This window comes from Staphylococcus aureus, from assembly GCF_001027105.1.
GTDB classification, from domain to species: domain Bacteria; phylum Bacillota; class Bacilli; order Staphylococcales; family Staphylococcaceae; genus Staphylococcus; species Staphylococcus aureus.
Genome location: NZ_CP011526.1, coordinates 63,273 through 78,834, shown reverse-complemented (window position 1 = coordinate 78,834; position 15,562 = coordinate 63,273). Strand labels below are relative to the sequence as shown.

The following is a 15,562-nucleotide window of genomic DNA, read 5'->3' as shown; positions in this document are numbered from 1 at the left end:
AATTATAAGTTGCATGTAAATCATAAATATTTTATTGACTTAGGAAAAAATTTAATTCATACTAAATCGTGATAATGATTCTCATTGTCATACATCACGAAGGAGGCTAATTAGTCAATGAATAAAGTAATTAAAATGCTTGTTGTTACGCTTGCTTTCCTACTTGTTTTAGCAGGATGTAGTGGGAATTCAAATAAACAATCATCTGATAACAAAGATAAGGAAACAACTTCAATTAAACATGCAATGGGTACAACTGAAATTAAAGGGAAACCAAAGCGTGTTGTTACGCTATATCAAGGTGCCACTGACGTCGCTGTATCTTTAGGTGTTAAACCTGTAGGTGCTGTAGAATCATGGACACAAAAACCGAAATTCGAATACATAAAAAATGATTTAAAAGATACTAAGATTGTAGGTCAAGAACCTGCACCTAACTTAGAGGAAATCTCTAAATTAAAACCGGACTTAATTGTCGCGTCAAAAGTTAGAAATGAAAAAGTTTACGATCAATTATCTAAAATCGCACCAACAGTTTCTACTGATACAGTTTTCAAATTCAAAGATACAACTAAGTTAATGGGGAAAGCTTTAGGGAAAGAAAAAGAAGCTGAAGATTTACTTAAAAAGTACGATGATAAAGTAGCTGCATTCCAAAAAGATGCAAAAGCAAAGTATAAAGATGCATGGCCATTGAAAGCTTCAGTTGTTAACTTCCGTGCTGATCATACAAGAATTTATGCTGGTGGATATGCTGGTGAAATCTTAAATGATTTAGGATTCAAACGTAATAAAGACTTACAAAAACAAGTTGATAATGGTAAAGATATTATCCAACTTACATCTAAAGAAAGCATTCCATTAATGAACGCTGATCATATTTTTGTAGTAAAATCAGATCCAAATGCGAAAGATGCTGCATTAGTTAAAAAGACTGAAAGCGAATGGACTTCAAGTAAAGAGTGGAAAAATTTAGACGCAGTTAAAAACAACCAAGTATCTGATGATTTAGATGAAATCACTTGGAACTTAGCTGGCGGATATAAATCTTCATTAAAACTTATTGACGATTTATATGAAAAGTTAAATATTGAAAAACAATCAAAATAATTAAGGAGTTTTACGATGCTACTTAAACCAAAATACCAAATCGTTATTGCTGGTTTATGTCTTGCAATAGTAGCTATCTTAAGTTTAATGATTGGAAATACGCTTGTGTCACCAGGTACGGTGATACAGGCGTTATTCAACTTTGATAGTGAAAACGATTTACATGATGTTGTCACTGGTGCACGGGCGTCGAGAACAATCATTGCGTTATTGACTGGTGCTGCCCTTGCTGTCTCAGGTTTGTTGATGCAAGCACTTACACGAAACCCAATAGCCTCACCAGGGCTTTTCGGTGTCAATGCAGGCGCAGTATTTTTTGTCATTTTTAGTATTACATTTATCCAAATTCAATCTTTTAAAATGATTGTAGTTATTGCATTTTTGGGGGCTATTGTTGTTACTGTATTAGTTGTTGCACTAGGTATGTTTAGACAAACACTATTCTCACCTCACCGTGTCATTTTGGCAGGTGCTGCGATTGCGATGCTATTTACAGCCTTTACTCAAGGCATACTTATTATGAACGAAACAGACTTACAAGGCCTATTATTTTGGTTAAGTGGCTCCGTTTCATTACGTAATATTTGGGATATCCCATGGATTATTCCGCTTGTATTGATACTTATTTTAATTGCATTTAGCATGGCTGCACACATCAACATCTTGATGACAAGTGACGACATTGCAACCGGCCTCGGTCAAAACATAAAATTAATCAAATGGATGATTATTATGCTCATCAGTATGTTAGCCGGTATTTCGGTAGCCGTAGCTGGATCAATCGTCTTTGTGGGTCTTATCGTACCGAATATTAGCAAACGATTATTACCACCAAACTATAAGTATTTAATTCCTTTTACTGCATTAGCTGGAGCAATCCTAATGATCATTTCAGACATTGTTGCTCGTATAATAATTAAGCCACTAGAGTTGCCTATCGGTGTCGTTACCGCTGTCATTGGCGCTATTGTCTTAATCTATATTATGAAGAAAGGACGTCAACGCTTATGACCGAAAAGATTAATAAAAAAGACAATTACCATCTCATCTTCGCGTTAATCTTTTTAGCCATCGTTTCAGTGGTAAGTATGATGATTGGTTCAAGCTTTATACCATTACAACGCGTACTGATGTACTTTATAAATCCAAATGACAGTATGGATCAATTCACTTTAGAAGTATTACGCTTACCTCGCATTACACTTGCGATTTTAGCAGGTGCCGCACTAGGAATGAGTGGTTTAATGTTGCAAAATGTATTAAAAAATCCAATTGCCTCACCTGATATTATCGGTATCACAGGTGGTGCTAGCTTAAGTGCTGTTGTCTTTATTGCATTTTTCAGCCATTTAACAATACATTTACTTCCACTATTTGCAGTATTAGGTGGCGCAGTTGCAATGATGATACTATTAGTGTTTCAAACGAAAGGACAAATACGCCCGACAACACTCATAATCATCGGTATTTCGATGCAAACGTTGTTTATTGCGCTTGTCCAAGGATTACTCATTACAACGAAGCAATTATCTGCTGCCAAAGCTTATACATGGCTAGTCGGAAGTCTTTACGGTGCTACGTTTAAAGATACAATCATTTTGGGTATGGTTATTTTAGCTGTTGTGCCGTTGTTATTTCTTGTTATACCAAAAATGAAAATATCTATACTTGATGACCCTGTAGCGATTGGCTTAGGCTTACATGTACAACGTATGAAACTAATCCAATTAATCACTTCTACTATACTCGTATCTATGGCAATCAGTTTAGTAGGTAACATTGGGTTTGTCGGTTTAATCGCACCACATATCGCGAAAACAATCGTTCGCGGAAGTTATGCTAAAAAGTTACTAATGTCAGCAATGATTGGTGCCATATCAATTGTTATTGCAGACTTAATTGGGCGTACCTTATTCTTGCCTAAAGAAGTGCCAGCAGGTGTATTTATTGCTGCTTTTGGTGCCCCATTCTTCATATACTTATTATTAACCGTGAAAAAGTTATAACGATATTATTAAAACAAAATGACCTCACAACGAAGTTAGCTAAATGATTCAGTTAACTAACCGTTGCGAGGTTTTTTTATACATATAGTTGTTGTTATTGTTAACAAGCGTCGACTTTCTTAATTACATATTAATACTTTATATACAAATAACACCGACTCATATTCTATAATATCAATCAATATTCTTCGATTTTTCAAATATCGATAACTATTTCTTATTTAAATATAGTGTTTGATAATGTCATTTATTCAAAAACACAAATTTTAATAAAAATATCATATTATTTTTAATTGTAAATTATGGATTATTTTTCTTATTATATTGTGTTATATTAAAATAAAGTGCATATACAAGGAGATAAAACAATGAAATATAATAACCATGACAAAATTAGAGATTTTATAATCATTGAAGCATATATGTTTCGTTTTAAGAAAAAAGTCAAGCCTGAAGTCGATATGACTATAAAAGAATTTATATTACTGACTTATTTATTTCATCAGCAAGAAAACACACTTCCATTTAAGAAGATTGTTTCAGATTTATGTTATAAACAATCGGATTTAGTACAGCATATAAAAGTACTTGTGAAACATTCATATATTAGTAAAGTTCGAAGTAAAATTGATGAGCGTAATACTTACATTTCAATATCTGAAGAACAACGAGAGAAAATTGCAGAACGTGTTACATTGTTTGATCAAATCATTAAACAATTTAACCTTGCAGATCAAAGTGAATCACAGATGATACCAAAAGATAGTAAAGAATTTCTAAACTTGATGATGTATACAATGTATTTCAAGAATATTATCAAAAAACATCTAACATTAAGTTTTGTAGAATTCACAATTCTAGCTATTATCACTTCTCAAAATAAAAACATCGTTCTTCTTAAAGATTTAATTGAAACAATCCACCATAAATACCCTCAAACTGTTAGAGCTCTCAATAATTTAAAAAAGCAAGGCTATCTAATAAAAGAACGCTCAACTGAAGATGAAAGAAAAATTTTAATTCATATGGATGACGCGCAGCAAGACCATGCTGAACAATTATTAGCTCAAGTGAATCAATTATTAGCAGATAAAGATCATTTACATCTTGTTTTTGAATAATATCTCTATTACGCAAGTGTGCTGTATTCTAAAGTGCACTTGTGTTTTCTATTTTTTAATAAAACCTCAGCACATAATGAACAACTTTCTATTTTCTATATCACTTAAAACCATTTCCGAAATTAAACCTCAGCACATTCAAAGCCCCACTTTATTCTTAAAAATATTTTTTAACTCATATGTATTAAACCGCTTTCATTATAAAAAATATCTCTATATTTTATCTGTTTTTATTAATCGAAATAGCGTGATTTTGCGGTTTTAAGCCTTTTACTTCCTGAATAAATCTTTCAGCAAAATATTTATTTTATAAGTTGTAAAACTTACCTTTAAATTTAATTATAAATATAGATTTTAGTATTGCAATACATAATTCGTTATATTATGATGACTTTACAAATACATACAGGGGGTATTAATTTGAAAAAGAAAAACATTTATTCAATTCGTAAACTAGGTGTAGGTATTGCATCTGTAACTTTAGGTACATTACTTATATCTGGTGGCGTAACACCTGCTGCAAATGCTGCGCAACACGATGAAGCTCAACAAAATGCTTTTTATCAAGTCTTAAATATGCCTAACTTAAATGCTGATCAACGCAATGGTTTTATCCAAAGCCTTAAAGATGATCCAAGCCAAAGTGCTAACGTTTTAGGTGAAGCTCAAAAACTTAATGACTCTCAAGCTCCAAAAGCTGATGCGCAACAAAATAACTTCAACAAAGATCAACAAAGCGCCTTCTATGAAATCTTGAACATGCCTAACTTAAACGAAGCGCAACGTAACGGCTTCATTCAAAGTCTTAAAGACGACCCAAGCCAAAGCACTAACGTTTTAGGTGAAGCTAAAAAATTAAACGAATCTCAAGCACCGAAAGCTGATAACAATTTCAACAAAGAACAACAAAATGCTTTCTATGAAATCTTGAATATGCCTAACTTAAACGAAGAACAACGCAATGGTTTCATCCAAAGCTTAAAAGATGACCCAAGCCAAAGTGCTAACCTATTGTCAGAAGCTAAAAAGTTAAATGAATCTCAAGCACCGAAAGCGGATAACAAATTCAACAAAGAACAACAAAATGCTTTCTATGAAATCTTACATTTACCTAACTTAAACGAAGAACAACGCAATGGTTTCATCCAAAGCCTAAAAGATGACCCAAGCCAAAGCGCTAACCTTTTAGCAGAAGCTAAAAAGCTAAATGATGCTCAAGCACCAAAAGCTGACAACAAATTCAACAAAGAACAACAAAATGCTTTCTATGAAATTTTACATTTACCTAACTTAACTGAAGAACAACGTAACGGCTTCATCCAAAGCCTTAAAGACGATCCTTCAGTGAGCAAAGAAATTTTAGCAGAAGCTAAAAAGCTAAACGATGCTCAAGCACCAAAAGAGGAAGACAATAACAAGCCTGGCAAAGAAGACAATAACAAGCCTGGCAAAGAAGACAACAACAAGCCTGGTAAAGAAGACAACAACAAGCCTGGTAAAGAAGACAACAACAAGCCTGGCAAAGAAGACAATAACAAGCCTGGTAAAGAAGACAACAAAAAACCTGGTAAAGAAGATGGCAACAAGCCTGGTAAAGAAGACAACAAAAAACCTGGTAAAGAAGACGGCAACAAGCCTGGCAAAGAAGATGGCAACAAACCTGGTAAAGAAGATGGTAACGGAGTACATGTCGTTAAACCTGGTGATACAGTAAATGACATTGCAAAAGCAAACGGCACTACTGCTGACAAAATTGCTGCAGATAACAAATTAGCTGATAAAAACATGATCAAACCTGGTCAAGAACTTGTTGTTGATAAGAAGCAACCAGCAAACCATGCAGATGCTAACAAAGCTCAAGCATTACCAGAAACTGGTGAAGAAAATCCATTCATCGGTACAACTGTATTTGGTGGATTATCATTAGCCTTAGGTGCAGCGTTATTAGCTGGACGTCGTCGCGAACTATAAAAACAAACAATACACAACGATAGATATCATTTTATCCAAACCAATTTTAACTTATATACGTTGATTAACACATTCTTATTTGAAATGATAAGAATCATCTAAATGCACGAGCAACATCTTTTGTTGCTCAGTGCATTTTTTATTTTACTTACTTTTCTAAACAACTTCTGAAACGCCTCAACACTTTCTACTCTGATTACATATATGACATTTTTAGGCATTAAAAAATCGAACTAGACAAGATGCTCATTGCATTTCGTACTAGTTCGATTCATGAATAATTAGATTTAAAATGTCATTTGAATCCAAGTGACAACATTATTTATATTTAGAATATTAACGTTAGTATAAACGTCCAAACACAAATAAAAGCAACAAATATAATACTGTATTTTAACGTCATTTTTAATAATGCAGATTCTTCACCAACTTTTTTAACAGCTGCAGTCGCAATGGCAATTGATTGTGGTGAAATAAGTTTCGCTGCTACACCACCTGCAGTGTTAGCTGCCACAAGTAATGAACCGCTTGTTGAAATTTGTTGTGCCACTGTCGCTTGAATAGGTGCGAATAAAGTATTGTTATTTACAACTGAACCAGTCATAAACACACCAATCCAACCTAATACTGGAGAGAATAATGGGAAAATTGCTCCCGCTTTAGCAATACCTTGTCCAATTGCTACAGTCAAACCACCGTATGTCATAACTTTAGCAATAGCTAGGATAGCTGAAATTGTAAGGATCGGTAACCATAATTCTTTAATTGCTTCGACCAATAAAGCACCTGCACTTTTCCATTTTAACTTCGTAATTAAAATTGTAATAATTACTGTTAATAAAATCGCTGTCCCAGTTGCACCAATTAAATCGAGACGCAACGCAATTCCTTTAGGCGATAAATCACTCACAGTATTTGGAATTGGCAATTTTATTACTAAACTTTCAAGTGCACCTCCAGGTTGGAATAATTTTTTGAAGAATGGTGCACTCCATACTAATACAAAGGCAGTTAAAATTACGAACGGACTCCAAGCAAAGACAATTTCTTTAGGCGTTCGTTTTTGAATTTTATGTTCAGACGCTTCCAATCTGAAAATGTTTTTCGGTTTAAATTTACGACAAACAAATGCTAACACCACCATTGTTGCTAGTGATGGAATAATGTCTGCTAGTTCTGGACCATGGAATATTGTTAATAATAATTGTAATCCAGTATATGTACCACTCACTGTTAAAATGACAGGTAAAATTTCTTTAATACCTTTCATACCATCTACAATGAATACTAAAACAAATGGAATAATAAAGTTTAAAATTGGAAGTGTTAATGCTGAGTATCTCGCAACATCTAATGTTGTAACGCCTCCACTTAAGTTAAACGTATCAATAATACTAACTGGTAAACCAATTGCACCAAAGGCACCCGCCGCACCATTAGCAATTAAACATAACATCGCTGCTTTTAATGGTTCAAATCCAAGTTGAATTAATAATACTGCACAAATCGCAATTGGCACACCAAATCCTGCTGCACCTTCTAAAAATGCGTTGAAACAAAATCCAATTAATAATAGTTGGATTCTTTGGTCCACTGAAATACTTGCAATACTATCTTGAATAATAGAAAATTGTCCTGTTTTAATAGAAACTTTATATAACCAAACTGCCATTAAAACGATATATCCTATTGGGAAAATACCGGCAACAACGCCTTCTGTAATCGCACCTGCTGATACACGCGCTGGTAATTCAAATACAAATAAAGCCACAATCAATGTAACAACCAAAGTTGTCAATGCTGCATAAATGCCTTTCATTTTAAAAACGGTTAAGCATAATAAAAATAAAATAATAGGTACTGCTGCAACTAAGGCTGATAATCCGACATTATCGAATGGATTTACAGTAAGTAGTGTCATAATGACTCCCTCTCTTTATATAAAATATTTATCATTCTGATTAATCTACAACCTATTTCAACTTATATTTTGCGATGATCACATATTTAAAATGTAACACTCCTATATGTGACAGGCAATCGAATTTTTACAAAAAGTTCACAAAATATACACAATATTTAACTATAATAAATAATATATCATTTTAATTATAAATACTAGATATTATTTATAATAATCTCAGGAATTCGCTTCAAAACTGCATCATGAGAGTTTATATTTTTATTGAGAATCTCTCATTTTATGAATTGTAGGAAGTAAACAAAATATGACAAGCGTCAAACCAATGATAATGATAAATATCATATTAAACCATAGTAAATTGAATTGATGATGGTGTTGTATTTGCCAAATTTCTAATACTGTGAAGATAGACATATAGCTCATAATCTCTAAATTTAACGTACTTAAAAATAATTTAATCGCTCGAATTTCACGTGGTGTATGATTATAATGTGACCATTTGGCAAATCGTTCATAGTATCTACCTGCAATGAAAAATATAAGCCAAATCACTATAAATGCGCTATTAATCAAAAGCAGCACCCATTTATCAGCAAAATTATCAGCATCCCCTGCTAAATTATAATGAATAGGCACTTTGGTTGGTAATTTTGGATAGGTCACTACTGTATAGCACATCATAGCTAAGTAAATAAGTAGACTTAATATTGTAAAAGACCTGATTTTAGACATTCTATCGCCTCTTTCTTTACATTTTATGTATAACACTCTGCCTATTTTACCTTTTAATTACATTACCCCAAACGATTAAACAATATGTAATGATACTATAATTGCGTCAGGAGTATCCGCTTGTTAAATGTGCATAGCTTATATTTAGCTGTTTAACATGCCACATAATGATTCGAATTATTGTTTTAATTAAACCTTTTTCACATATGTATAAATTTTATAGAGCGCATGCTTAATATTTTCATTTGATTCAAAGGCAAAAGATAGCCTTATACTCTTTTCTTTACTGCCATAAATGTAACCCGGATTGATTAATATTTTTTCTTTACTTAACAATTCGTAAAATAAATATTTAATATCTATATCTATTTTAAAGACTAACCATACAAAATAACCTCCACTTGGAACCTCCCAATGTGCTATATCCTTAAATAAATTATTGAGGATGTTTAACATAAAGTCTCGTTTATCTTTTAAAACATACCTTAACTTTACTAAGTGTTTATCATAAGACTTATTTTTCAACATCTCATATACAACCATTTGTGACAAAATACTGGATCCATAGTCAATTTGCATTCTTACATCTGCCAATTGCTCTATTATTTTTTCAGAAGCAACAATCCAACCTATTCTTATTGCTGGTGCAATCGTTTTTGAAAAACTGCTTATATGTATAACTTTTCCCAATTTATCATAAGTTTTGATAGAAGGAGTTGGATCGCTAAAGAAAATATCTCTAAAGATATCATCTTCAATGATAGGAATATTATGTCTTTCGCTATAAGTAATTATATTTTTCTTTTGCTCATTCGTTAAAGAACGACCTGTCGGGTTATTAAACCTAGGTTCTATATAAATCGCTTTATTTTTAAAATTAATAAATCTATCAATGATGGTATCAATTTCATTAATTTGATTATAAGGAACATCAATATGTCTAAAATTCAATTGCTCAAAAACATTTGTAGAGTGAATATATGATGGTGTATTCGAAATTATTATGGCATCTTGACCTAAAAACCCAATAGATAAAAGTTGAATGGCATGTAAAGCGCCTGAAGTGATCATTACATTTTCTCTACCTACATTTATACCTTGCTTTGACATTCGTTCAACGATAATATCTCTTAACTTGATATAACCATAGCCATTATTATAACCAAAAGATAAGTCTTCAATATGACTGGCTGTATTAGACATGGCTTTTTTCAATTGAATATGTGGCATTAACGATATACCCAATTCACCTTTACTTATATGTATATACGAATCATCTGTCTCAATTTTATTAATTAATTGCACCGTATACTGACTTCTTTGTTGAGAGGACTATAACATCATTTCAGACCACTTATTTGTAATATGTGCTTCATTCAAATAGTCATTAACATATGTTCCACTACCTACTTTAGTATAGATAAATCCTTCAGCTTCTAATAACTCAATACTTTTAATAATCGTTACTCTATTTACGTTGTACTGTATCGCCAACTGCCTATGTGAAGGTATTTTCATTCCATAAAACCAATCCCCTGTGATTATTTTATCTCTTATGTCACTAGCAATATCTTTATATTTAGCCATCTTCTCCCTCCCTTTTAAAATTGGATAGGTAAATCCATTCAAAATTGGTTGTACTCATTTTAAATCATATTTTTTAATATAGAAACACATAATTAAAGGAGTGATGATATTAATGAATAAACTTCGAGACACTACTTTTCTATCATATTTATTTACTATCATATTGTGGGGATCTGCATTTCCAATGATAAAGATTGCGTTAAATGATTTTAGTGCAGAATCATTGTCGGCATTTCGTTTAATTTTAGCAACAATAATTCTCTTGCCGTTCGTAATTATAAAGAAATTGCCTACCCCTGAACTAAGAGATATCCCTGTTATTTTTATTTTAGGATTTTGTGGATTTGTGATATATCACACAGCTTTAAATTTTGGTGAAACTTTGATTAGTGCAGGTATATCTGGAATTCTAGTCTCTACAACGCCTATTTTTTCTAGTGCTTTAGCTTATATATTTTTAAAAGAGCATTTTTCAAAATGGAATTGGTTAAGTTCACTCGTCGCATTTATAGGAATATCCATTATTTCAATAAGTAAAGATGATTACACAACTATTAATGTATTAGGTGTTTTTATTATTTTACTTGCATCTTTTAGTGAAAGTTTGTATTTTACTTTCCAGAAAAAATACATAGAAAAATACGGCTTCATCGCTTTCACACTATATACAATAATGGCAAGCTCACCATTTATGCTTATTTTTATTCCTGAAATCATCAACGATATACACGGCGCCACTTTTACATCAATAGTATCGGTACTTTATTTAGCTATATTCCCTACTATAATTCCATACGTTTTGCTTGCTTATATTGTGAAGTCAGTTGGTGTCTCTGATGCAACAATGTCTCTTTATTTAACACCTATCGTTTCTTTATTATTATCTTATCTGTTATTAGACGAGCTACCAACAACCCTTGCTATTATAGGCGGAATTATCACTCTACTAGGCGTTAGTTTAAGTAACTTCTTTCAAAATACATAATTATTCCAAGTCCCGCACCTCAGAATCCAAAAACATTCGAGTGATAAAATTTTAAAAATCAAAAATATAAAAATGATCTAATTTCGTCAAATTTACCAATATAAATACTAATATTTGCAATTCACAAAGGGGTATAGTCTGAGTGTATTCTAATACGAAAGGACTTGGTGGATATGTATTACAGTTATGGAAATTATGAAGCATTTGCGCGCCCTAAAAAACCTGAAAATGTAGAAAACAAATCCGCTTACTTAATCGGATCTGGTCTAGCTTCACTTGCTGCAGCTTGTTTTTTAATAAGGGATGGTCAAATGGAAGGTTCGAAGATTCATATTTTAGAAGAGTTACCTAAAGCAGGTGGTAGTCTTGATGGTGAAAATATGCCTTTAAAAGGCTATGTTGTCCGCGGTGGTCGTGAAATGGAGAACCACTTTGAATGTTTGTGGGACTTATTCAGATCTATCCCTTCATTAGAAATCGATAACGCGTCTGTATTAGATGAGTTCTATTGGCTAAACAAAGAAGACCCTAACTATTCTCGCTGTCGTGTTATTGAGAAACAGGGTCAACGTTTAGTCACAGACGGAGACTTCACTTTGACTAAAACGGCGATTAAAGAAATTTTAGATTTATGCTTAACGAATGAAGAAGATTTAGATGATGTCAAAATAACAGATGTATTTTCCGATGACTTCTTTAATTCAAACTTTTGGATTTACTGGAAAACGATGTTTGCATTTGAACCGTGGCATTCTGCAATGGAAATGCGTCGCTATCTAATGCGATTCGTTCATCATATTAGTGGTCTCGCAGACTTTTCAGCTTTAAAATTCACTAAATATAATCAATATGAATCTTTAGTATTACCTATGGTTGAATATTTAAAATCGCATGGGGTTCAATTTGAATACGATGTAAAAGTCGAAGATATTAAAATAGATGTTACGACAAGTCAAAAAATTGCCCGAGAAATATTAATTGACCGTAATGGTAATGCAGAATCTATTAAACTGACTATAAACGATCTTGTCTTTGTGACAAACGGTAGTATTACAGAAAGCTCTACTTATGGTGATAATGATACACCAGCGCCACCAACTGACGAATTAGGTGGTAGTTGGACACTATGGAAAAATTTAGCGCGACAAAGTCCTGAATTTGGTAATCCTGATAAGTTTTGCCAAAATATTCCTAAAAAAAGTTGGTTTGTTTCAGCAACTTCTACAACAAACAATAAAGAGATTATCGATACAATAGAAAGTATTTGTAAACGTGACCCACTTGCAGGCAAAACAGTTACAGGCGGTATTATTACAATCAATGATTCTGCATGGCAAATGAGTTTTACAATCAATCGTCAGCAACAGTTTAAAGACCAACCTGAAAATGAAATATCTACATGGATTTATGCCTTATATTCAGATGTAAACGGCGATTATATTAAAAAGCCAATTACAGAATGTAGTGGTAATGAAATATGCCAAGAATGGCTGTATCACTTAGGTGTATCAACTGACAAAATTGAAGACTTAGCAAAACATGCATCTAATACGATTCCTGTTTATATGCCATATATCACATCTTATTTCATGACGCGTGCTATCGGCGACAGACCTTTAGTCGTCCCGCATCAATCTCAGAACTTAGCATTTATTGGTAACTTTGCAGAAACAGAGCGAGACACTGTATTTACAACAGAATATTCGGTTCGTACTGCCATGGAAGCTGTTTATCAATTACTAAATATAGATCGTGGTATTCCAGAAGTCATCAATAGTCCATTTGATCTTCGCGTCTTAATGGATGCCATATACGAACTGAATGACCACCAAGATTTGCGTGAGATTACTAAAGATTCGAAAATGCAAAAACTCGCATTAGCAGGATTCCTTAAAAAGATAAAAGGTACGTACATTGAGTCATTATTAAAAGAACACAAATTGTTATAACGAAAACCATTAATAGATTTTTATTTGGTGATTTCAAATCATGAGACTGGGACAGAAATGATGTTTTCATAAAAATTATTTCGTTGTTCCACTCTCATGATTTTTTTGATGAAACATAATTACATGATTGATTGCATCATTTTGTTAAACAAGTGATTGCAAACCTGCCATTTCACACTGAAAATTTACATAATAAGTGACGATATTTTACAAGTCATATACAAATAACATATATTGTTAAATAATTTTACCTAATCTTAACATTAAATTTACAATTATAAGCGATAATCTAAATATAAAGCTTATTTGAGGTGAAATAATGGAAATGTCGGTTACAGAAGTCATTTTCTCCTTTTTAGGTGGTTTAGGTATTTTCCTTTACGGCTTAAAAATCATGGGAGACGGGCTTCAAGCATCAGCAGGAGACAGGCTACGAGATATTTTAAACAAATTTACATCAAATCCAGTATTAGGTGTTATTGCAGGTATCGTTGTAACTATTTTAATACAAAGTAGTTCAGGTACGACAGTTATCACAATCGGACTGGTAACAGCTGGATTTATGACATTGAAACAAGCCATTGGAGTGATAATGGGTGCTAATATCGGAACAACGGTAACTGCATTTATTATCGGTATAGATTTAGGCGAATATGCAATGCCAATTTTAGCATTAGGTGCATTCTTAATCTTTTTCTTTAAACGCTCTAAAATCAATAACATTGGCCGCATACTATTCGGTTTCGGTTCACTATTCTTCGGTCTAGAATTTATGGGTGATGCCGTTAAACCTTTAGCATCATTAGATGGATTTAAGCAATTAATGCTTGATATGTCTACAAATCCAATACTCGCTGTCATTGTCGGCGCAGGGTTAACAGCACTAGTTCAAAGTTCAAGTGCGACGATTGGTATTTTACAAGAATTTTATCAACAAGATTTAATTAGCTTAAACGCAGCAATCCCTGTGTTACTAGGCGATAACATTGGTACCACGATTACAGCTATCTTAGCTAGTTTAGCCGGCTCAATCGCTGCAAAACGTGCGGCGCTTGTACACGTCATCTTTAACTTAATCGGGGTAATTATCTTCACAATTTTCTTGCCAGTTGTGATTCATTTGATTAGTTTGTTACAAGATTTATGGCACTTAAAACCAGCGATGACGATTGCAGTATCACATGGTATCTTCAACATAACAAATACTTTGATTCAATTACCATTTGTAGCAGGTTTAGCATGGATTGTTACAAAGCTTGTCCCAGGTAAAGATATTGCTGATGACTATAAACCTCAGCACTTAAACAAAGATCTTGTTTATCACGCACCTGGTGTTGCATTACAAGAAACTCAAAAAGAATTACAAAATGTGGGTCAGATTGTCTTATCAATGTTTGAAGACATTCGCGAAATTACAAAAGACGATAAAAAATTGATCAAAAAGCTTGAACAAAAGCATCAAGCTGTTGAAACAATCAATGATAGCATTCGAAATTATTTAGTTAGAATTTCTACAAAAGCCATTACGAAGGCAGACGTTGAGCGTTTAGCAGTTATGTTTGATGTCAATCGCTCTATTTTAAAAGTAGCAGAGCTAACAGAAGAGTATGTCGCTCAATTAAAACGCCAACATGATGAAGATATTCGCATTACAGAAGATGCACAACGCGGTATGGATAAATTATTCAACCATGTTGCTGAGTCATTTGATAAAGCCATCGACATGTTAGATGTTTATGACAAAACGAAAAAAGATGAAATTGTAGAACGTAGTAGAGAATCATTTAATATTGAACATAAACTACGCAAAGGTCATATTAAACGCCTTAATCGTGGTGAATGTACAACAAAAGGCGGATTACTATATATCGATATGATTGGTGTTCTTGAACGTATCGGTTATCATTCACGAAATGTTTCTGAAGCACTTGTTGGCCTTAACGATGATGTACCTACAGATGAAGAAATTGCAACAACTGAAATTTAATTTTTACTGTCTTATTTATATTCATATTTTTTTAAAATTAGAGATTCAGATGCATGTAAAAAGCCAATCCAACATTCATGGGTTGGCTTTTTTGTTTAGCAAAATTTATTATCTTAAATCGGCTATAAACACTGATATAATAATGCTTCATTAGTATGCGGTAAGCATGACGGACACTGTTCTCGGAGTC

Annotated in this window: 10 protein-coding genes and 1 pseudogene; 8 read left to right on the top strand and 3 right to left on the bottom strand. The window is 32.9% G+C overall.

Translation table 11 applies throughout. The features are described from left to right. Window positions 1–117 precede the first annotated feature (117 nt). The 5 genes from sirA (at window position 118) to spa (ending at window position 6,208) form a co-directional block, all read left to right on the top strand. On the top strand, window positions 118–1,110 hold the full coding sequence (gene sirA / locus AA076_RS00330) for a staphyloferrin B ABC transporter substrate-binding protein SirA (protein WP_001045111.1): 993 nt from the start codon (window positions 118–120) through the stop codon (window positions 1,108–1,110). A 15-nt stretch (window positions 1,111–1,125) separates the two neighbouring features. After that, a complete protein-coding gene (sirB, locus tag AA076_RS00325; RefSeq protein WP_000924997.1) occupies window positions 1,126–2,121 on the top strand; it encodes a staphyloferrin B ABC transporter permease subunit SirB in 996 nt (331 codons plus the stop codon). Continuing rightward, window positions 2,118–3,116, top strand: coding sequence for a staphyloferrin B ABC transporter permease subunit SirC (gene sirC / locus AA076_RS00320; RefSeq protein WP_000136636.1), 999 nt, complete (start codon window positions 2,118–2,120; stop codon window positions 3,114–3,116). Before sirB ends, sirC begins: the two co-directional genes overlap by 4 nt. A gap of 368 nt (window positions 3,117–3,484) precedes the next feature. Beyond that, entirely contained in the window at window positions 3,485–4,237 is a 753-nt protein-coding gene (gene sarS, locus AA076_RS00315) for an HTH-type transcriptional regulator SarS (protein WP_000876756.1), read from the top strand. 420 nt (window positions 4,238–4,657) lie between these two features. After that, window positions 4,658–6,208, top strand: coding sequence for a staphylococcal protein A (gene spa / locus AA076_RS00310; protein WP_001836344.1), 1,551 nt, complete (start codon window positions 4,658–4,660; stop codon window positions 6,206–6,208). A gap of 328 nt (window positions 6,209–6,536) precedes the next feature. Here spa and AA076_RS00305 read toward each other — a convergent pair whose 3' ends face one another. The 3 genes and pseudogenes from AA076_RS00305 to AA076_RS00295 all read right to left on the bottom strand — a co-directional run bounded on the left by AA076_RS00305 (window position 6,537) and on the right by AA076_RS00295 (window position 10,451). Further along, window positions 6,537–8,129, bottom strand: coding sequence for an L-lactate permease (locus tag AA076_RS00305; protein WP_000173902.1), 1,593 nt, complete (start codon window positions 8,127–8,129; stop codon window positions 6,537–6,539). Window positions 8,130–8,390: 261 nt separating this feature from the next. Next, window positions 8,391–8,864, bottom strand: coding sequence for a DUF1648 domain-containing protein (locus AA076_RS00300; RefSeq protein WP_000036327.1), 474 nt, complete (start codon window positions 8,862–8,864; stop codon window positions 8,391–8,393). A gap of 189 nt (window positions 8,865–9,053) precedes the next feature. Beyond that, window positions 9,054–10,451, bottom strand: a pseudogene (locus AA076_RS00295) (aminotransferase-like domain-containing protein). 112 nt (window positions 10,452–10,563) lie between these two features. Here AA076_RS00295 and AA076_RS00290 point away from each other — a divergent pair. The 3 genes from AA076_RS00290 to AA076_RS00280 all read left to right on the top strand — a co-directional run bounded on the left by AA076_RS00290 (window position 10,564) and on the right by AA076_RS00280 (window position 15,372). Continuing rightward, window positions 10,564–11,436 (top strand): DMT family transporter, encoded by an 873-nt coding sequence (locus AA076_RS00290; RefSeq protein WP_001038103.1) that lies wholly within the window; start codon window positions 10,564–10,566, stop codon window positions 11,434–11,436. Between the two features lie 173 nt (window positions 11,437–11,609). Beyond that, window positions 11,610–13,385, top strand: a complete 1,776-nt coding sequence (locus tag AA076_RS00285; protein WP_000291842.1) for an oleate hydratase — start codon at window positions 11,610–11,612, stop codon at window positions 13,383–13,385. 325 nt (window positions 13,386–13,710) lie between these two features. Next, window positions 13,711–15,372, top strand: coding sequence for a Na/Pi cotransporter family protein (locus tag AA076_RS00280; RefSeq protein ID WP_001791835.1), 1,662 nt, complete (start codon window positions 13,711–13,713; stop codon window positions 15,370–15,372). Window positions 15,373–15,562: the final 190 nt, after the last annotated feature.